We start from the raw sequence: 17,575 nt of genomic DNA, 5'->3' as shown, positions 1-17,575 counted from the left end.
AAAACCCCCGAAAAGGTCAGCCCCAGGTGACCGGAAGTTCGTGAACGCCGTAGATGTTCATGTCGGTCTTGAGTTTCACGTCCCCGGCGGGAATCGCGAGCTTGAGCGTCGGGAAGCGGCGGAGCAGTCCCTCGAAACCGGCACGCATCTCGATACGGGCCAATTGCTGGCCGAGGCATTGGTGAATGCCGTGGCCGAAGGACAGGTGACCGCGGGCCTTGCGGTGGATGTCCAGCGTGTCAGGGTTTTCGAACCGCTGCGGGTCACGGTTGGCCGCGAGCAGCGAGACGACGACGGTCGATCCCTTGGCGATCGTTTCTCCCCCGAGTTCGATGTCTTCCGCCGCGTAGCGGTAAAAGATGTCGCCGATGGACAGATAGCGCAGGAGTTCCTCGACCGCGTTGGGCAGCAGTTCCGGATCGGCCCGCAGTTCGGCCTGCTGCTCGGGGTTCTCCAGCAGCGCGAAAGTGCCCAGCGCCAGCATGTTCGCGGTGGTCTCGTGCCCGGCGAGCAACAGCAGGAACGCGACACCGACCAGTTCCTCGATGCTGAGATCCTCCTGGCTTGCCAGATCGGACAGGATGTCCTCGCCAGGGTTGGCGCGCTTGCTCAAGACCAGTTCGCCGAGATACGTGGTCAGCGCGGTCAACGCGCCCATCTTCTCGCTCAATTCCTGATCCCTGGCCAGGAATTGAGCCGAGTTCGCCTGGAAGCTGTCCCGGTCTTCATAAGGGACACCGAGCATCTCGCAGATCACCAGCGACGGCACCGGCAACGCGAACGCCGTGACCAGGTCGACCGGCGCGGGCAGCTTCGCCATCTCGTCCAGCTGCCGCTCGACGATCTCGACGATGTGCTCTTCGAGCATTTTCATGCGCTTGACGGTGAAAGCGCCGGTGAGCTTGCGCCGCAGCCGGGTGTGATCCGGCGGGTCCATGGCGACGAACAAGCCGGGCATCGTCGGCGACGGTTCGGTGGGGGTGGGCATGCCGGGTGTCTCGAACGGCACGTGGATGACACCGAGGTCCTGGCGGGAGCTGAATCTGGTGTCCGCCAACAGCTGGCGGGCCGCTTCGTAGCCGGTGACGAGCCAGCCTTCGTGACCGTCAGGGAAGTGCATCGGGCTGACCGGGCGGGTCTCGCGCAGCCGGGTGATTTCACTGGGCGGGGCGAACGGACCCGCGTCGCGGTCCATCGGAAGCCCCTGCGGAATCGACATCGTGAACTCCTTGCCTAGGTTGGGGATCAGCCCGCGTATTCGCGGTTGAACAACCGCTTGGACCAGAGGTAGCCACCGAGCGCGATGAGCGCGCACCAGCCGAGCGCGAGCCACGCGTTGTTGCCGAGCGGCTTGTCCATCAGCAGGCCGCGCAGTGTTTCGATGATCGGCGTGAACGGCTGGTACTCGGCGAACCAGCGCAGCCCGGCCGGCATGGAGTCGGTCGGCACGAACCCGCTGCCGATGAACGGCAGCAGCATCAACGGCATGAGCACGTTGCTCGCGGACTCGACGGTCTTGCTGACTTGACCGAGCGCGACGGCGAGCCAGACGAGCGCGAACGACACCACCACCAGGAAACCGGCCGTGGCCAGCCAGGCGCCGACGCCTGCCGCGGGGCGGAAGCCGACGAGCAGTGCCACGCCGATCACCATCGCCAGGCTGATCATCGCCTGGATGACGCTGCCGAGCACGTGGCCGGTCAGTACCGACACGCGGGCGATGTGCATGGTGCGGAACCGGGCGATGATGCCTTCGGTCATGTCCATGCAGACCGAGATCGTCGTCCCCTGGACCGTGGCCGTCACCGTCATCAGGATGATCCCCGGCGCCAGGTAGTTGACGTACTCGGCGCGTCCGCCGCCGACGCCGCCGAGCCCGGCGCCCATGGTGCCGCCGAACACGTAGACGAACAGCAGCAGGAAGATGATCGGCATCCCGACGAGCTGCACGGTCATCGACGGGTAGCGCACCATGCGCTTGAGGTTGCGGCGCAACATGGTCGCCGAGTCGCGCAGTGGGTGGAACTTCAGGTTCGCCGGTGCGGCGAGTGCCGGGGTACTCATCGGGTGGTCACCTTCTCCTTGGCGGGGTCGCCCGTGAAGGCGAGGAAGACGTCGTCGAGATCGGGGGTGTGCACGGACAGCTCGTCGACCTCGATGGCCTGGTGGTCGAGCCGGTCGATCAGCGTTTTCAGCGAACGCAGGCTGCCGTCGCTGGGCACCCGCAAGGCGAGCGCGTCGGTGTCGTCGGTGGCCTGTCCCAGCAACTGCTTGGCCGAATCGAGGCCACGCGGGTCGGCGAACCGCAGCCGGACATGCCCACCGGGGATGCGGCGCTTCAGTTCCTCCGGGGTGCCCTCGGCGACCACCTTGCCGTGGTCGAGCACCGCGATCCGGTCGGCCAGCTCGTCGGCTTCGTCCAGGTACTGCGTGGTCAGGAAGATCGTGACGCCACCGGCGACCAGCTCGCGGACGATCTGCCACATCTCCCGGCGGCTGCGCGGATCCAGCCCGGTGGTCGGCTCGTCGAGGAAGATCACCTGAGGGCTCCCGACGAGCGTCATCGCGAGATCGAGCCGCCGTCGCATGCCACCGGAATACGTCGACGCAGGCTTCCCTGCGGCCTCGACCAGGTCGAACTGTTCGAGCAGCTGGGTGGTGCGCCGGCGGCCGTCGCCACGGGCGAGGTGATTCAGGTCCGCCATCATCATCAGGTTTTCCCTGCCGTTGAGCAGGTTGTCCACCGCCGAGAACTGGCCGGTGACACCGATCGCGGCACGCACCGCGTCCGGTTCGGTCGCGACGTCATGGCCCGCGACGCGGATGGTTCCCGCGCTGGCGTTGATCAAAGTGGACAGGATCTTGACCGTGGTGGTCTTGCCTGCGCCGTTCGCGCCGAGCAGCGAGAAGACCGTTCCACGCTGGACATTCAGGTCGATGCCGTCGAGCACCACGTGCTCGCCGAACGACTTGCGCAGGCCGGTAACGCTGATCGCTTGATCGATGGTCATGGTTTTTCCCCTCAGGAACGTCGGATGGTGATGCCGCCGAACGAGGTGTGCGCGTGCACCTTGACGGTCTCGTCGGCCTCGTCGGGCTGGGTGGTGCTGTCGAGCAGGTTGCGCACCTGCCCGAAACCGGTGTTCACGTCGAGCCAGGCGGCGGTGCCCTCGGCGATGCCGACCTCCAGGTCACCCATCGCGGTCCCGAGTTCGACCGCGCCGCGGGCCACCTCGCCGAGCCGGATGTTGCCGTTGGACGACTTTGCCTCGACGCCGGCGCCCGCCCGGTCGACGGTGATGTCGCCGTTCGCGGCGCGTACCCGCACATGGCCGGTGGCCGAAGCGATCGTGGTTTCGCCGTTGGAGTTCTTGACGACAACGGAGCCGTCGACCTCGCCGAGATCGACCTTCCCGGAGCCGGTGTGGAGCTCGGCGGCGCCGGTGACGTGGTCGGCCGTGAGGTGCCCGGCGCCGGTGTCCAGGCGCAGCGGGCCGGTCTGCTCCAGCCGGATGTTCCCGGCGGAGGTCTTGAACCGGCAGTCCCCCAGCTTGCCGGTGCCACTGAGGTTCCCGACCTGCACGTCGCCGTTCAGCCGCGAGCCTGCTGGCAGCTCGATGACCACGTCGACGGACTTGGTCTTGCGGGAGAAGTCGAAGGTGCGCTTCGGGCCCGTCACCTGGAGTACGCCGTTCGCGTAGTCGACGCGCATCCGCTGGGCGGCCTGCACGTCCGAGCTGTCGGACTCGTTGCTCGGCCGGACGTCGACGACGGTGTCGGTGCGGTCGCTCGCGACGATCCGCACGTTGCCGACGCCGAATTCGAGCGTCACGGCAATGGGTTCGGGAGTGTCGAATTTTGGCATGGCTGTCCCCTGATCATGTGTTGGTGAGGCATCCCCGCAGGTCGGGGCGTGGTGTGTGGTGTGTGGTGTGCGCCTACGAGGCGCGGTGAGCGGCTAGCGGACCCAGCCGGTGAAGCCCTGTTTCGCCGGAGGGCTCAGCGGCATTTCGGACACCTGGTCCCGCTCGCGCTGCTGTGAGCGGTGCACTGCCACGGTGGCCGCGCGGATCAGCCAGGCGTTGACCGAGCGCCCCTCCGCGGCCGCGGCCTCCTCGACCGCGGCCTTGAGCTGTTCGGGCAGGCGGACGTTGATCCGTGAACTCGGTCCGTCCTCGAAGCCGGGTGCCGGGCCGCCTTCGGCCACGGTCGGCGGCTCCTCGGCCACGACCTTGACCGGCTCGGCGGCAGGCACGGTCACGACGAACTGCGGGTCACGTCCCTGCAGGCGGACCTGCACGGAACCGGGAGCCAGGTCACTGGTGATCTCGTCGGCGGCGGCCGACAGCGCCTCCAGCAAGGTCATCCGGATCGCCGACTCGAGCGACCCGGTCAGGCGCTCGACCAACGCACGGGACTCTTCCCCGCCCGCTTCGGCGAGGGTGGCGAATTCGCGGCCGAGGTGGCTCACATACGTGGTCAAGTCCATGGCACCACTATGGCACACGCATGGCACCACTGCAAGACAAAGTTGGCTCAAGGTGGCACCAAGTGGTGCCACGCTTCGAAGAGTGCTGGTCAGGTGGCATTTGGTCGGAAAGTGTCGGTGGCCGGAGGCATGATGCCAGGCATGCGGTACTCGATCTATGTTCCGAATTTCGGGGAGTTCGCGGCGCCGGAGACCTTCGCCGAGGTGGCGCGCCGTGCCGAGGCGGCCGGGTGGGACGGGTTGTTCGTCTGGGATCACCTGGTCGAGCAGAAGCACCTGCGCCGGGAGATCGCGGATCCCTGGGTCCTGCTCACCACGGCGGCGCTGGCCACCAGCCGGATCCGCCTCGGCACCGTGATCACGCCCGTCGCGCGCCGACGGCCGGGCAAGCTGGCCAGGGAGGTGACCACGCTCGACCGGCTGACCGGCGGGCGGATGATCCTCGGCGTCGGCCTGGGCGCGCCACTGGAGGACGAATACGCGAGCTTCGGCGACACGGACGACCCGCGGGTGCTCGCCGAGCGCCTGGACGAGAGCCTGCACGCGCTCGACCTGCTGTGGTCAGGCGAACCGGTGAGCTACCAGGGCAATCAGGTCACGCTCGACGACGTGGCCTTACTGCCGACGCCGGTCCAGCGCCCGAGGGTGCCGATCTGGGTCGGCGGGCAATGGCCGAACAAGGCGCCGATGCGGCGAGCCGCCCGCTGGGACGGTGCCGTCCCCGGCTTCGACGGCATGGTCGCCGCCCGGCCACCCGCCCCGGACGAGGTCCGGGAGCTGGCGCGTTTCCTCCGCGCCCGCCGGATCGAGAACGGGCTAGCGGACCAGCCGTTCGACATTGTCATCGGCGGCGCGAGCCAAGCCGGAGCGCCGGGCCGCGACCTGGTCGGCCCGCTCGCCGATGCCGGCGCCACGTGGTGGAACGAATGCATGCCATGGGACGACAGCCTCGACCGCGCCGAACCGATGCTCCGGCGGATCGACCAAGGCCCGCCCCGCCTCACTCAGTGACGACCGAAAGTACTGGCGATGGGCGAGTTCAGATTTGAGCAGGACCTGGTGCGAGCGTTGCTGCGGGAACAGCACCCGGATCTCGCCGACCTCGAACTCCGAGATGTCGCGGGCGGCTGGGATAACCAGCTGTGGCGTCTCGGAGCGAAGCTGGCCGTGCGCATGCCGCGTACCGAGCGTGCCCCGAATCTGTTGCGCACCGAGCAAACGTGGCTGCCCGTCCTGTCCGAACACCTGCCGCTGCCAACGCCAACCCCGGTGCGCATCGGCGAACCGTCGGCCTTGTTCGAGCACACTTGGACGATCGCGCGCTGGGTTGACGGCGAACCGGCGGACGCCGCCCCGATCACCCGCGCTGATACGGCCGAGACCCTCGCGGGTTTCCTCAAAGCACTGCATCGACAGGGAGCCGAGAATGCTCCGGCCAACCCCACACGCGGCATTCCGCTGACCGGGTTGCAAGACGAATTCTCCCGTTCCTTGGCGGTGATCGCGCAGGACGCGAGCGCGGCCCGCGAGATCTGGGAGAAGGCCGTCGCTGCGCCTGAGTGGCGCGGAAAGCCCACCTTGCTGCACGGCGATCTGCATCCCGCGAATGTGGTGGTGCGAGACGGGGTGCTCGCCGGAGTGATCGATTTCGGCGAGCTGTGCGCGGGCGATCCCGCGACCGATCTGTCGGCCGCGTGGATCCTGTTGCCCAAGGGGGCGGCGAGCCGGTTCTTCGACGCCTATGAGGACGCGGACGAGTCCACCATCGCGCGGGCTCGTGGCTGGGCCGTGCTGCGAGCCTTGCACCTGATCACTATCGGTCGCAACGGCAGACTCGGTCTGCCTGGCGGCAAGCCGACTTGGGAACCGGCGGGCCGGGCCGCGCTCGATCGCGCCGTGAACCGTTGTTCGGATTGAGGCTCGAAGAGCGCGCACGGCGGCTTCGTCGCCTTCGATTTCGATGAACCGATGACGCTTTGCCGCTGAACAGTGCGGGGAGGTCGCCGCCTGGGGGCTGTGGCCGTGGAAGCTCGCCCGCATGCTCACCGTGATGAGCCCGCCGTAGCCGTCAGCTCGAGATGCGGGCTTCGACTCCGTCGAGGATGAAGTCGAGGCCGGCGTGGAAAGTCTCGTCGGCGTCGAGGTGCGGGCCATCGTGGACGAACTTGGCCAGCGCGGGGAACCGGCCGGTGGCGAAGGTCCGCAGCAGATAAGGCCCATAAGTGGACTGCCACTGCTCCTTGTCCATCCCGGAGGCTCGCTCGGCGCGACGTTCGGCGATCTCCCGGCGCACCGCGCCGACCACGTACGAGTTGACCGCGGTGATCGCCGGTACGACGGTGTCCAGCTCGACGCCGTCCATTCCGGACGCCACGGCCTCGCTTGTCGCCAGCGTGTTCGGTCCGAGCTGTGGCCGCCCGCCGAGCAGATCGGCGAGCCATTCGTGCTGGTGAGCGGTCCGCCGGAGGGCTTCGGCCAGTGATCGCAGCACCTCTCGCCAACTGTCGCCGGCAGGCCGGACCTCGGCGTGGACCGCATCGACCATGAGGTCGAGCAACTCCTCCTTGGTGGCGATGTAGCCGTACAGCCGCATCGGCCCGACGTCCAGCGCCGCGGCGACCTTGCGCAGTGACACCGCGTCCAGGCCGTCCGCGTCGGCAAGCCGGATCGCCGTCTTGACGATCAGCTCCCGGCTCAGCGGGGCAGGCGCCGGTCGATCCGGCGGCTCCGGCCGCTCCCACACCAACATGGCGAGGACGATACAGCGTGGACCGTGATACGGTGTATCTGCCAATACAGTGTATCGGAGGCACGATGACCATCGCGATTGTCGGAGCAGGCATGGGCGGCCTGGCCCTGGCTCGGGTGCTGCACGTCAACGGCATCGAATCCGTTGTGTACGAACGCGAATCGTCACGAGACGCGCGCGGCCAGGGCGGCATGCTCGACATCCACTCGGGGCAGCGTGCGCTGCGCGAGGCCGGCCTGATCGACCAGTTCTTCGCGATCGCTCGTGGCGAGGGCCAGGACATGCGGCTTCTCAAGCCGGACGGCACCCTGTTGCTGCAAGAGGACACGCCCGACGACGCACCGCTCTTGCGACCCGAGGTGGACCGCGCCGATCTGCGGGACCTGTTGCTGGACTCCCTGCCCGAGCACACGGTGCGCTGGGGGCACGCGTTCGAGTCCGCGGGCGATGGCGTGCTGCGCTTCGCTGACGGCAGCAGCGCGACCTACGACCTGCTGGTCGGCGCTGATGGCGCGAACTCACGGGTCCGCGCCTTGGTCACCAACGCTCGCCCGGCGCACCTCGGCCAGAACATAGTCGAGCTCTGCATTTCCGACATCGACCGCACCTACCCCGACCTCGCGGCGATGGTCGGGCGCGGCAACTACTGGGTATTCGGCGACGGACGCTCACTGGCGGCGCAGCGCAACGGCGACGGCCGCGTTCGCGTCGGCCTCAGCTTCTACAACACCCCGGAGGACTGGTTCGCCACCAACGGGCTCTCGTTCGACGACCCTTCCGCCGCCCGCGCACGGCTGCTCGAGGAGTTCAGCGGCTGGGACCCCAGGATCACCGCACTGATCGAGGCCAGCGACGACACGATCGTGCCCCGGTCGCTCACCGCGCTCCCGATCGGCCTGACCTGGCCGTCGAAGCCAGGCATCACACTGCTCGGCGACGCCGCCCACCTGATGCCGCCCGTGGGTGAGGGCGCCAACATGGCGCTGCTGGACGGCGCGCTGCTCGCACTCGAGCTGGCCGCGCACCCGGACGACTTTCCCGCCGCCGTCAAGGAATACGAACGCGAGATGTTCGAACGCACCGGCGCCGCCGCCCGGATGTCCGCGGGCATGCAGGAACTGCTGATGTCGCCGGACGCGAGCGAGCGACTGCTCGCGTTCTTCCAGCCGAGCTGAGCCTTCCCCAGCCGCGATCCACGTGAACGGCCCTTTCACAACGTTGAGCGTTGCGAAAGCGGCGTTCACGTGGCCCGGCTCGGGCCGATCAGGCGAGGAGTTCGGCGAGCCGGGTCATCTCGGCGAGTGGGTCGACCACCGGCTGGATGAGGAGTTCGTCGATGCCCGCGTGTTCCAGCGTGGCGATGCGGGTGCGGAGGTCGTCGCGAGTGCCGACCAGCGCGAGGGTGTTCATCAGCGAGGGCAGCACCAAGTCCCGATCTTCCGGTGCGATGCGCCCGAGATAGTTGGGGTAGAGCTTGGTGTACCGGTCCGGTGCGGTGGCCGTGGTGCCACGCCGCTCGAGTAGCCGCCGCACCGCTTCGCGTTCCTCGCTCCCAAGCTGCCCGGCGAAGGCAGGCGTGTCGGCGGCGAAGGCCAGCAGCGACAGGACGAGGTGACCGGTCGCGTCCCGTGCCGCGTCACTGTCGGGAGCTTCGTCCGAGTCGAGCACGTGCAGCGCGGTGACCAAGTAGGAATCGCGTGGATTTTGGGCGGCGTCGCGCAGTGCCTGCCAGGCGACGGGGTCCAGCAGGCCGAACGACATGAGTCCGGCGCCGAGCCGCCCGGCGATGGCCGCGGCTTTCGGCCCGAGCGCGGCGACCACGAACTCAATCGGGTCAGTGGTGTTCACGTGCGTCCCGGCGTGCAGGAACCGAACGTCGCGGACGCGGTCACCTTCGCGATATTCGGTCGGGCCTCCGGCGCACAGATCCTGCAGCGAGGCGGTGAACTTCTCCAGCGCGGCCACCGTGGTCGGCGCCATGCCTAGGGTGCGCCTGGCGGTGTTCCCGGTGCCGACCCCGCAGATGATCCGGCCTGGCGCCAGCGCGTTGAGGCTGGCGAACCCGCTCGCGGCGGCCGGGGCCGAACGCAGCGCCGGCGAGGTCACACCGATGCCCAGCTTGATGCGGCGGGTGGCCTTCGCGCACAGGCTCAAGGCGACAAACGGGTCGCCGTGGACCATCGGGGTGTCGTTGAGCCAGAAGCTGTGCAGGCCCAACTCCTCGGCCCGTGCGGCGAGGTCCTCCACACCCGGTTGCGCGGTGACAACGACGCCTGCGCGCATCACAACCTCCAGGGCACCGGGCTAGTCGTGCGAGAGGTCGACGAACCGGCTGTAGTGCAGCTGGTGCGCGACGGTGATCGTCGCGGTCGGTCCGGCACGGTGCTTCGCGATGATCAGGTCCGCTTCACCGGCACGGGGGTCGTCCCGCTCCCAGGCGTCCGGGCGGTTGACCAGGATGACGAGGTCGGCGTCCTGCTCCAGCGATCCGGACTCACGGAGGTCGGACAGCATCGGGCGCTTGTCGGTTCGCTGCTCGGGACCACGGTTCAGCTGGCTGATCGCGATTACCGGGACCTCGATCTCCTTCGCCAGCAGCTTCATCTGCCGGGAGAACTCCGAGACTTCCTGCTGCCGCGATTCGACGCGCTTGCCGGACGTCATCAGCTGGAGGTAGTCGAGCACGACGAGCTTCAGGTCGTTCCGCTGCTTCAAGCGGCGAGCCTTCGCGCGGATCTCCATCATCGTCATGTTCGGTGAGTCGTCGACGAACAGCGGCGCCTCGGAGACCTCGCTCATCCGCCTCGCGAGGCGGGTCCAGTCGTCGTCGGTCATCTTGCCACCACGCATGTCGGCGAGGCGGATCTTCGCCTCGGCCGAGAGCATGCGCATGACGATCTCGGTGCGGCTCATTTCCAGCGAGAAGATGACGCTGGTCAGGCCATGCTTGATGGACGCTGACCTGGCGAAGTCCAGTCCCAGCGTTGATTTCCCGACGCCGGGTCGCGCGGCGACGATGATCATCTGGCCGGGGTGCAGGCCGTTGGTCAGCTCGTCGAAGTCGGTGAAGCCGGTCGGGATGCCCTTCGACTGGCCACCGCGGGAGGCGATGGCGTCGATCTCGTCCATCGTCGGCTGGAGCAGCTCCTCCAGCGCGACGTAGTCCTCGCTGGTGCGTTTCTCGGTGACGTCGTAGATGGCGGCCTGTGCGCGGTCGACGATCTCGTCGATGTTCGCGCCGTCGGCCGCGGCCGCGCCGTAGCCGTACTGGACGATGCGAGTGCCCGCCTCGACCAGGCGCCGGAGCACCGCCTTCTCGCCGACGATCTCCGCGTAGTAGCTGGCGTTGGCGGCGGTGGGCACGGTGGCGATCAGCGTGTGGAGATACGGGGCGCCGCCGATGCGGCCGAGTTCGCCTCGGCGCTCCAGCTCGGCGGAGACGGTGATCGGGTCGGCAGGCTCGCCCCTGGCGTAGAGGTCGAGGATGCAGTCGTAGATCGCCTGGTGTGCCGGGCGGTAGAAGTCGTCGGGGCCGAGCGCCTCGATGACGTCGGCGACGGCGTCCTTGGACAGCAGCATCCCGCCGAGCACGGACTGCTCGGCTGCCAGGTCCTGAGGCGGCTGGCGGTCGAAACCACCACCACCGCCACCCCCGCCCGGGCCAGGATCCTGGGGGCCGGGGTCGCCGGACTCGTACATCGGACCGCGGTCGTCGGTGAGCGCCACCGCTCTCAACACCTCCTCGTTCTGTCGAACATAAGTTCGATTATGCCTGAAGCGGCTGCTCGATGCTGCCTGTTCGAAGCCATCGCGGCCGCGGCTCGCGCGGCCCCCGATCGCCACCGTCCGTACCGGGCCGTCAGGGCACGCTAGATGCCCTGAAAGAACCAGCACAAATCCGGGTGGGGAGCAACCTGTGGACAACCTGGGGACGAATGGGGGTAACCAGTCACAAGTGCGCCCCAGCCTGTGTACAACCTGGGGACAACAACGTGAACAGTTCAGAGATCCCCTGGTCAAAGCATGTGTGCAAGCTGTGGAGAACTTTGTCAAAACTCGTTCGGCGTGTCGGGTAGGACTGCTTGTTCGGCGTGTCGCGGGCCTGTGCCGGCCCCGCGAGGGTGCCGACCTGTGGATGAAAGCTACGGAGGGTAGACCGATTGCTCGATAGGCTGAATGGCCCTCGCGACTACGAGCCGAAGAGCCTGCCCTGTGCGCTCTGTAACCGCTCGGCGAGTAACTGCTGGTTGGCGGGGGTGAAGGCGATCGCCGGTTCGCCACTGCCCGGTACCTCTTCGGTCAGCCACCGGCCTTCCGACGTATCGATGTAGTTCACGGGGCGTTCGATTCGCTGCCTGTTCCCGGTCCGTCCGCGGGCCGCGACGTAGAGGCTTCCGCCACCCATTCGGCGTAGCCCGAGTATCCGGCGGAGCTCGTCGGCCTCCTGGCTGCCCGCGCTCGCCTGCCCACTGCGCAGTACCGAGTATCCGTCGTCCTGCGCGGTGGTGGTGGCCGACACTCCGGCCACCTGGCTCTTGGGCACCACCAGCGGGTGACCGCGCCCCGGTGCCAGCTTCGGGATCTGCTCGATGAAGCTCTCCAGCACCTCGGACGGCCTCACCGAGGCCAGTACGACGCCCTCATGCTCGGGGTTGCGGGCGAGCACGAACCCCTCGCCGCCCGCGCTGCCCGCCAGCAGGGTGTACTTCAGCGCCTTGCCCTCGTAGCCGCCGTCGATCCACGCGTAGTACTCGAGCTGCGGCCTGGCGACGGCTTCCAGCGTGGCCTTCAGCCCGGAGTCCAGGCCGCGTGGGCCGAACAACCCGTAGCGGGCGAGTTCGGCGTTGACGCGGTCGTCTTCCTTGCGCTGCGCGGACTGGTCGTAGAACGTCGGCGTCTCGGCGAGCACGGTGTGCGGCTCGCCGTCGCGCCGCCTGATCAAGTTGATCAGGGTGGCCGTCGCCACCGTGACCTGGTTGGCCAGCACCGCGCCGTCCCCCTAGCTGTGTTCGTCGTTGAGCCGTCCCATCTTGGCACGGCGGCCTAGGGCGTGTCCTGTGGATCTTGCACGCGCTAGCCGCGCCCAGGTGACCGCCGGCGGCACCGCGCGATCACCCGAGTACAACCCGGTACGAGGATGATCCCACGGCGCCGCCAGCGGCCACCTGGATCACGACTCCCATCGCACAAGATCCACAGGACACGCCCTGTCTATTCGCCGATGACAGGCGGCGCGGTCAGCTCGTCGGTGCCGAACAACTCGTTGCCGTCCTCGCCGAGCAGGAACTTGGACGAGCGCTCGGTGTCCTCGGCGCCGCCACCCTTGGCGCCGTGGCCCATACCGCCCATGCCGCCGCCCATCATTCCGCCCTTGCCTGCCGCCGCGGCCGCGCCCGCGGCACCTGCCGCTCCGGCTCCACCCGCGCCTGCGCCGGTGCCCATGCCCTGGCCGGGAAGTGCCGCGCCGGTGCCGGAACCGGGCCCGAACCCGCCCGTTCCGATGGCGCCACCCGAGCCGGGGCCGAAGCCACCGGTGTCGATCGAGCCACCGCCGCCCGGTGTGAAACCGCTGCCGCCGCCCGGAATGCTGCCGCTGCCGGGACCGAAGCCGGTGGGGATGGAGCCCGGCTTGTAGCCGGACGCATTGGTGTCGTCGTTCCAGCCCGGGTACTTCGGCGGGGTGTACGAGCCAGGACCGGGAACTTGGCCAGGCTGATAGCCGGGAATGGTCGGCGGCTTGTAGCCACCGGGTGCGCCGGGAATCTGGCCCGGCTTGTAACCGGGGATGCTGCCGGGACCGGCAGGCATGCTGCCGCCGCCGGGGATACTGCCCCCGCCACCCGGAATGCTCCCGCCGCCACCGGGGATGCTCCCGCGGCCTTTGCCGCCGTCGTCGCTGCCGTCGTCCCCGCCCGGCTTTTCCTTGCCCTTGCCGTTCTTCCCGTCGTCGGTGACGCCGACCTTGTCGACGTCGCCGGACATCTGGCTGTACGTCGGCATTTTCTCGCCGTTGGCGTTGCTCGCCTTGAAGTACTCGTTGAAGGCGTCGACGTTGGCCTGGCCGTTTTTGTTGTAGTCCTTGATCGCGCGGTCGGTGTCGGTCTCCCACGGCGTGATCGAGTTGAGGAAGTTGTTCTCCGGCGGCTTTTCCGGCACCTGGACGACCTTGGACGTCACGGTGTTGAACGCCTCGTGCTGCTCGCCCAGGTACTTGTCGCTCTCGGCGAGCTTCCTTCCCGAGTCCTGCATCCACATCTTCAGCGGGTGCGCGCCCGCGTTCTGCGCGGCCTCCACGCCGCCACCTTGCCACGCCGCGTCCATGTCGCGGGCGAGCTTGTCGATGGTCGTGAGGCGTTGCTGGTAAACGCTTTTGAGTGTCGCGGCGGAGGCTTGGCCGTCGCTGATGGACTGCGGGCCCGGACCGTGGTTGAGCTGGTACCAGATCTGGTAGCAGTCGATCTTGCGGTCGCCGTCACCGGCGGCGTAGCTGCCGGACTTGTCCCGGCTGAGCCATCCGTAGGCGGCGGCGCCTGCGACGATGGGAATCAGGAACAACACGGCGATCAGCCTGCCTTCAGCGTGTCGATCATCGCGGTGGCGACGTCTTCGGCCACCGGGCACGGATTGGTCTTCGCCTTCCCGTCGGACAGCTGGGTGAACACCAGCACCTCCAGGTCGTCGGTGACCCCGACGTGCAGCGAGCAGCGGCCGTCGGTACGCCGGTCGACCGGGTCGGCGAAGACGGCCGGGTAGCCGCCGATGGTCGTCGGCTCGAAGTACTCCTGCTTGTCCTTGCGGTCGTAGATGGTGCTGAGCCCGCCCTTGCTCGTCGTGATCGGCGAGATGCTGACCGTGTCGGACGAGGTGGCTGAGGAGTCCCAGGCGCAGGTGGGGCCGGAGTTGTTGGTCCTGCGATAGCCGGCTTTGAGCTGCAACTGGCTCAACGCCGACGAGGACAGCCCGGTGCAGGCGTCGGAAAGCAGGCTCGCGGTGTTCAGCGGCGAAGGCACCCGAGGCGCCGAGCCGGACCCCGAACCGGCGGCCGCGCTCGATTCCGAGGTGGACGTGCTCATCGGCAGGCCGGAGCCGGAGCTGCTCTTGCTGCAGCCGGTGAGCGCCGTGCCGAGTGCGAGAGCGGTGACGGAGATCGTGAGTGCCCGGTTCACTGCGCGCGGTTTCCCGTCTTGGAGATGGCGGCTTCGGTCTCCGCCTCCTGCGTGGTGATCTGTTTCTTGGCGAGCTGCAGCGATTCGATGTACTGGTTGACGTACTCCTGCATCGCGCGGTTCTGCTCGTAGAACGCCTTGCCGGACGGGTTCGCGAGCTTCTCCCAGTCACCGCTGGCGAATTCGCGCCCCGGCGCCTCGACGTTGGCCATCATTTCCGCGTCACGCTCGTCGGCCTTGAGATCGGCCAGCAGATCCTGCCACTGCTGGATCACGCCGTCGATCTTGTCGGCGTCGAACTGGAAACCGCCGCCACCGGTGCTCCCGCCGCCAGGAGTGGGCGTGTTGCCCGCCGGCGCAGGCATGGTGATCACCCGGCGGTTGTTCGGGTTTTGGGTCATCGGGTTTGGAGCGTCACCCATTGTCGTCGAGCCCCCTAACGCTGAGTTTCCAGTCTCCTACTCGGACGCGGCGGTCGCCACCGGCGTTCCCGTCCCCGAGCATAAAGAAGGCGGGAACCCCCGCGAGGGGAGGTTCCCGCCTTCAGGTGAAGCAGGGTGTTACTTGGCCTTGACCTCGAGGCGGACGTCGACCTTCACGTCCGGGTGCAGGCGAGCGCTCACCGAGTGCTTGCCGACGGTCTTGATGTGGTCCTTGAGCTCGATGACGCGCTTGTCGAGCAGCGGGCCACCGGCGGACTTGATGGCCGACACGATGTCGGCGTTGGTGACCGAACCGAAGAGCTTCTTCGAGCCCTCGGCGGCCTTGGCGGACAGCTCGATGGCGCCGAGGCCCTCGAGCGTCGCCTTGACCTCCTTGGCGTGGTCGAGGTCGCGGATACGGCGACCCTCCTGCGCGCGGCGGATGGTCTGGACGTTCTTCTCCGCACCCTTGGTGGCGGGCATCGCGTAGCCACGGGGGAAGAGGAAGTTACGCGCGTAGCCGTCCTTGACCTCGACGATGTCGCCGGGGCCGCCGAGGTTGGCAACGTCGGTGGTGAGAATGATCTTCGCCATTGACTTGCCTCCTTAGCGTGCGGTCGAGGTGTAGGGCAGCAGCGCCATTTCGCGGGAGTTCTTGACCGCGATGGCGATGTCACGCTGGTGCTGGCTGCAGTTGCCGGTGACACGACGGGCGCGGATCTTCCCGCGGTCCGAGATGTACTTGCGAAGCAGGTTGGTGTCCTTGTAGTCGATCGACTCGGGACGGCCCTTCTTCACGGCCTTGCAGAACACGCAAACCTTCTTCTTGGGCTTGCGAATGGGTGGCTTAGCCACTGTGGACTCCTAGAAAAAGAAAGTGGTTGTTTAGAAGGGGGGCTCGTCGGCGAAACCGCCGCCGCCACCACCGGAGGACGCCGCGGGAGCGGAACCCCATGGGTCGTCGGCCGGCATACCGCCGCCGCCTCCACCGGACGGGGCGCCACCGCCGAAGCCGCCGCCACCGCCGCCGCGGCTCACCTTGTTCACCTTGGCGGTCGCGTAGCGAAGAGAAGGCCCGATCTCGTCGACCTCGAGCTCGACGACGGTGCGCTTCTCACCCTCTTTGGTCTCGAAGGACCGCTGCTTCAGGCGACCCTGCACCACGACGCGCGCGCCACGGGTCAGGGACTCGGCCACGTTTTCCGCGGCCTGACGCCAGATGTTGCAGCGCAGGAACAGCGCCTCGCCGTCCTTCCACTCACCGGACGCTTTGTCCAGCGTGCGCGGGGTGGACGCGACCGTGAAGTTCGCGACCGCCGCACCGGAAGGGGTGAACCGCAGTTCCGGGTCCGAGGTCAGGTTGCCGATCACCGTGATTACGGTGTCTCCAGCCATCGGGACTTCTCCTTAGCCTCAGGCCTTGGCGGCGGCAGTCGCGGCAGCGGCCTTGACGGGCTTCGCGGCCGGCTTGCGCAGCAGGCGGGACCCGGCCTTGGGCACCTCGCGACGCATGACCTTGGTGCGGAGCACGGTCTCCTGCAGCGACAGCTGCCGGTCGAGCTCCTTGACGGCGTCCGGCGTGGAGTTGAGGTCCAGCAGGGCGTAGATGCCTTCGGCGTGCTTCTTGATCTCGAACGAGAGCCGCCTGCGGCCCCAGACGTCGACCTTCTCAACGCTGCCGCCCGACGTGCGGATCACGTTGAGGAACGTGTCCAGCGTCGGTGCGACGGTGCGCTCGTCGAGCGTGGGATCGAGGATGACCATTACCTCGTAATGGCGTGACACAACCACTCACCTCCTGTGGGCTCACGGCCATGGGAAATCCATGGCAGGAGGGTTTGTCAAGGAGGGAGTCTACGTGGCCCCTACGACACCCTGCGCAGCACCCAGGTCCTGACCAGTGCCGCGGTCACTCCGGCCAGCAGGATCACGGCCAGGAGCATGGGGAGTTCGACGCCGCTGTCACCGGCGGGCGCGGCGATCTGCTCGGCGTTGCCCGCGTTGCGGATGTCGGCGCCCTGGCCGTTGGCGGCACCGGGCAGGCCGAACTCGGGAGCCTGGCCGGGCACCGGGGTGCCTGCCGGGTACTTGGCGCCCGGCGGGAGGCCGAAGCCGGGCTGGCCGGCGACCGGGATGTTGCCGTAGTCACGCGCCGGGACGGTCAGGCCGCCGGTGCCGCCGTTCGGCGTGAAGTTGGGGGTGCCCGGCGTGGAGCCTGGCTGGGTGCCGCTGTTGGACGGCTGGTCGTCGCGCGGCGACTCGCTGCTCGGCGCGACGTAGTTCGCCGCGACCACGGTCAGCCCGCAGCCGCCGGCGACCTTGTTCTGCACGCTGGTGAGCGTCTTCTCCTGGTCGAAGCCCAGTCCCCAGGTGCCGGTGGCCTTGAGCGCCGCGCGCACGGCCTTGCCGATGGTGGCGCCGTCGACCGAGCCACCGGCCGCGTTCGGGACGGTGCCGACGTTGATCGTGGCGACCTTCGCGATGTCGTTGGCCGCCCAGTCGCCGACCGCGAGCGTGCCTGCCTCGTTGGCGCCCTTGCGGACCAGTTCCTTGACCGAGTTGCCGGAGATGGCGACCGTGCTGCCGATGGTCGAGCTGACCGAGCCGCTGCAGGCGTCGGCGAGCGTGGTGCTCGCGGAGGCCGTGCCGCCGCCGAGGAACGCGCCCGCACCTAGTAGTAGAGCCATCGAGGAGAGGGTGAGCGCCTTGCGGGTGATCGGGGCAGCGTTCTTCCGCACGGGCGCAGTCC

General features: G+C 68.1%; 20 protein-coding genes. 3 read left to right on the top strand and 17 right to left on the bottom strand.

Features of this window, described 5'->3' with window-relative positions; all coding sequences use genetic code 11:
- Positions 1–16: 16 nt before the first annotated feature.
- From ACFV15_RS01785 to ACFV15_RS01765, 5 genes are all read right to left on the bottom strand, one after another.
- Entirely contained in the window at positions 17–1,219 is a 1,203-nt protein-coding gene (locus ACFV15_RS01785) for a cytochrome P450 (RefSeq protein WP_378348211.1), read from the bottom strand.
- Between the two features lie 26 nt (positions 1,220–1,245).
- On the bottom strand, positions 1,246–2,064 hold the full coding sequence (locus ACFV15_RS01780) for an ABC transporter permease (protein WP_378348210.1): 819 nt from the start codon (positions 2,062–2,064) through the stop codon (positions 1,246–1,248).
- Positions 2,061–3,011 carry an ATP-binding cassette domain-containing protein gene (locus ACFV15_RS01775; protein WP_378348209.1) on the bottom strand — a complete coding sequence of 317 codons (951 nt, stop codon included), beginning with the start codon at positions 3,009–3,011 and terminating at the stop codon, positions 2,061–2,063. The genes ACFV15_RS01780 and ACFV15_RS01775 overlap by 4 nt, the downstream gene beginning before the upstream one ends.
- 11 nt (positions 3,012–3,022) lie before the next feature.
- Positions 3,023–3,865: a DUF4097 domain-containing protein gene (locus ACFV15_RS01770; RefSeq protein WP_378348208.1), complete on the bottom strand. Its 843-nt coding sequence runs from the start codon at positions 3,863–3,865 to the stop codon at positions 3,023–3,025.
- Positions 3,866–3,958: 93 nt separating this feature from the next.
- Positions 3,959–4,489, bottom strand: a complete 531-nt coding sequence (locus ACFV15_RS01765) for a ribbon-helix-helix protein, CopG family (RefSeq protein ID WP_378348207.1) — start codon at positions 4,487–4,489, stop codon at positions 3,959–3,961.
- 141 nt (positions 4,490–4,630) lie between these two features.
- Between ACFV15_RS01765 and ACFV15_RS01760 the strand changes: the two genes are divergently transcribed.
- Together ACFV15_RS01760 and ACFV15_RS01755 are read left to right on the top strand one after the other, a co-directional pair.
- Positions 4,631–5,500, top strand: a complete 870-nt coding sequence (locus ACFV15_RS01760; protein ID WP_378348206.1) for an LLM class flavin-dependent oxidoreductase — start codon at positions 4,631–4,633, stop codon at positions 5,498–5,500.
- An 18-nt stretch (positions 5,501–5,518) separates the two neighbouring features.
- The gene (locus tag ACFV15_RS01755; protein WP_378348205.1) at positions 5,519–6,406 is read left to right on the top strand and encodes an aminoglycoside phosphotransferase family protein; all 888 of its coding nucleotides are present in this window, start codon (positions 5,519–5,521) and stop codon (positions 6,404–6,406) included.
- A 151-nt stretch (positions 6,407–6,557) separates the two neighbouring features.
- Here the strand turns inward: ACFV15_RS01755 and ACFV15_RS01750 are convergent, their stop codons facing one another.
- A complete protein-coding gene (locus ACFV15_RS01750; protein ID WP_378348204.1) occupies positions 6,558–7,238 on the bottom strand; it encodes a TetR/AcrR family transcriptional regulator in 681 nt (226 codons plus the stop codon).
- 65 nt (positions 7,239–7,303) lie between these two features.
- Between ACFV15_RS01750 and ACFV15_RS01745 the strand changes: the two genes are divergently transcribed.
- Positions 7,304–8,413: an FAD-dependent oxidoreductase gene (locus tag ACFV15_RS01745; RefSeq protein WP_378348203.1), complete on the top strand. Its 1,110-nt coding sequence runs from the start codon at positions 7,304–7,306 to the stop codon at positions 8,411–8,413.
- An 88-nt stretch (positions 8,414–8,501) separates the two neighbouring features.
- Here ACFV15_RS01745 and ACFV15_RS01740 read toward each other — a convergent pair whose 3' ends face one another.
- The 11 genes from ACFV15_RS01740 to ACFV15_RS01690 form a co-directional block, all read right to left on the bottom strand.
- A complete protein-coding gene (locus tag ACFV15_RS01740) occupies positions 8,502–9,521 on the bottom strand; it encodes an LLM class flavin-dependent oxidoreductase (protein WP_378348202.1) in 1,020 nt (339 codons plus the stop codon).
- Positions 9,522–9,542: 21 nt separating this feature from the next.
- A complete protein-coding gene (gene dnaB / locus ACFV15_RS01735) occupies positions 9,543–10,964 on the bottom strand; it encodes a replicative DNA helicase (protein ID WP_378348201.1) in 1,422 nt (473 codons plus the stop codon).
- Between the two features lie 463 nt (positions 10,965–11,427).
- Positions 11,428–12,225, bottom strand: coding sequence for an ESX secretion-associated protein EspG (locus ACFV15_RS01730; RefSeq protein ID WP_378348200.1), 798 nt, complete (start codon positions 12,223–12,225; stop codon positions 11,428–11,430).
- A gap of 224 nt (positions 12,226–12,449) precedes the next feature.
- A complete protein-coding gene (locus ACFV15_RS01725) occupies positions 12,450–13,796 on the bottom strand; it encodes a hypothetical protein (RefSeq protein WP_378348199.1) in 1,347 nt (448 codons plus the stop codon).
- 5 nt (positions 13,797–13,801) lie between these two features.
- The gene (locus tag ACFV15_RS01720) at positions 13,802–14,404 is read right to left on the bottom strand and encodes a DUF3558 domain-containing protein (RefSeq protein WP_378348198.1); all 603 of its coding nucleotides are present in this window, start codon (positions 14,402–14,404) and stop codon (positions 13,802–13,804) included.
- The gene (locus ACFV15_RS01715; RefSeq protein WP_378348197.1) at positions 14,401–14,805 is read right to left on the bottom strand and encodes a hypothetical protein; all 405 of its coding nucleotides are present in this window, start codon (positions 14,803–14,805) and stop codon (positions 14,401–14,403) included. The genes ACFV15_RS01720 and ACFV15_RS01715 overlap by 4 nt, the downstream gene beginning before the upstream one ends.
- A gap of 159 nt (positions 14,806–14,964) precedes the next feature.
- Entirely contained in the window at positions 14,965–15,420 is a 456-nt protein-coding gene (gene rplI / locus ACFV15_RS01710; RefSeq protein WP_378348196.1) for a 50S ribosomal protein L9, read from the bottom strand.
- Between the two features lie 12 nt (positions 15,421–15,432).
- Positions 15,433–15,681 (bottom strand): 30S ribosomal protein S18, encoded by a 249-nt coding sequence (rpsR, locus tag ACFV15_RS01705; RefSeq protein ID WP_327553579.1) that lies wholly within the window; start codon positions 15,679–15,681, stop codon positions 15,433–15,435.
- A gap of 30 nt (positions 15,682–15,711) precedes the next feature.
- Positions 15,712–16,221, bottom strand: coding sequence for a single-stranded DNA-binding protein (locus ACFV15_RS01700; RefSeq protein WP_378348195.1), 510 nt, complete (start codon positions 16,219–16,221; stop codon positions 15,712–15,714).
- Between the two features lie 18 nt (positions 16,222–16,239).
- On the bottom strand, positions 16,240–16,611 hold the full coding sequence (gene rpsF, locus ACFV15_RS01695; protein ID WP_176968577.1) for a 30S ribosomal protein S6: 372 nt from the start codon (positions 16,609–16,611) through the stop codon (positions 16,240–16,242).
- 80 nt (positions 16,612–16,691) lie between these two features.
- Positions 16,692–17,564, bottom strand: coding sequence for a hypothetical protein (locus tag ACFV15_RS01690; RefSeq protein WP_378348194.1), 873 nt, complete (start codon positions 17,562–17,564; stop codon positions 16,692–16,694).
- Between the last annotated feature and the right edge of the window lie 11 nt (positions 17,565–17,575).

The sequence above is a fragment of the Amycolatopsis sp. NPDC059657 genome (assembly GCF_042734395.1).
Classification (GTDB): domain Bacteria; phylum Actinomycetota; class Actinomycetes; order Mycobacteriales; family Pseudonocardiaceae; genus Amycolatopsis.
Note: the sequence above shows the minus strand (reverse complement) of the source record. Positions and strands in the feature narration are given on the sequence as shown.